The sequence below is a fragment of the Streptomyces sp. NPDC020490 genome (genome assembly GCF_044335305.1).
Lineage (GTDB): Bacteria > Actinomycetota > Actinomycetes > Streptomycetales > Streptomycetaceae > Streptomyces.
This window is the reverse complement of the sequence record NZ_JBIRUY010000111.1, coordinates 1-1293: the sequence shown is the minus strand read 5'-3', so window position 1 is coordinate 1293 and position 1293 is coordinate 1. Positions and strand designations below refer to the sequence as shown.

1 protein-coding gene and 1 pseudogene are annotated in these 1293 nt (G+C 68.6%); both read left to right on the top strand.

Annotation, left to right across the window (positions count from 1 at the left end):
- Nucleotides 1-269: pseudogene (locus ACH4ZX_RS40335) on the top strand (hypothetical protein); the annotation flags it as partial.
- Nucleotides 270-347: 78 nt separating this feature from the next.
- The gene (locus tag ACH4ZX_RS40330) at nt 348-1184 is read left to right on the top strand and encodes a transposase family protein (RefSeq protein WP_398283922.1); all 837 of its coding nucleotides are present in this window, start codon (nt 348-350) and stop codon (nt 1182-1184) included.
- Nucleotides 1185-1293 lie beyond the last annotated feature (109 nt).

The following is a 1293-nucleotide window of genomic DNA, read 5'->3' as shown; positions in this document are numbered from 1 at the left end:
CCGCGCAGGTCGCGGGCCAGGCTGTGCTGTTGGTCCCGCATCGTGGGCCCGGCATGGACCAAGACGCGCTGCCGCCGCATTACCAGGGCATTCTCGCTGTCGTGCAGGGTGCGGGCGGGCCGGTATCGACCAAGCAGGTCGGCCAGGAACTCGGGCTCGACACCGTGACGCCGGGCAAACTGGAGCCGCTACGCGGCAAGCTCTCCAAGCTTGCCGGGCGGGGCTGGCTGCGCAAGCTCCCCGACGGCCGTTTCACCGTACGGCCGTGACCAGCAGCAACGACGACCACCACAGCCGATGACCGTGGGGGCCGTAACCCCAGGTCCCCCGGCGGGTGTTGAGATTGTGTGACGAATACCAACAAGCCCGCCGAGGGCACCTCCCTGGTCTACCAGTGTCGCCTCAACGTGTCCACGCAGACCGTCGAATACTGCGCCGGACTGCTGCGGGCGCACCTGAGGGCAATAGGCTCCCCGTTCCGCTCACTGCCTCCCCGCCGGATCGTGCTACTGGTGCTGGCGATGCTGCGGCACGACCAGCGCGTCCTCGACCTGGCCGGCGGAAACAACGTGCCCGAAACCACCCTGCGGCGCTGGCGCGACGAACTGGTCGGCCTGCTCGCCGCCCGCGCCCCACGCCTGGACCGCGCCCTGAAGAAGATCGCGAAGCGCGGCGGGGAAGTCGTCCTCATCGACGGCACGTTGATACCGACCCAGCGTCGCACCGGAGCCCAGGACCGGCGCAACTACTCCGGCAAGCACCACCGCCACGGCCTGCACTTTCTCGCCCTGACCGACGAGAGAGGCCGCCTGATCTGGATCTCCGCCGCCCGGCCCGGCCGCACCCACGACGCGAAGGCCGCCCAACATGACCACATCGTCGAGCAGTTGAAGGCCGTCGGCCTCGGCGCCCTCGCTGACCTGGGCTTCATCGGCATCGACAAGTCCAAGGACCCCGATGACCAGGTCATCATCACCGGTTACAAGGCCACCCGGGCCCGCAAGCTCACTCCCGGCCAGAAGCAGGCCAACCAGGTCCTGTCCGCCGCACACGCCCCAGTCGAACACGGATTCGCAAACCTCAAAGCCTGGCGCATCCTGACCAAGCTCCGCACCGCCCCCGGCCACGCCACCGCCCTCCTGCGCGCCCTGCTCGTCCTGACCAACATCCACGTCAACCGCTGACCTGACAGACGATCAAGACCGCAGACGCCTGCGCCCGACCAGCGCGAGCACCGGGGAGAGCCCCCACGCCACCCCATCCGACCTGCATGTTCGAAGATGGCGGATCTTC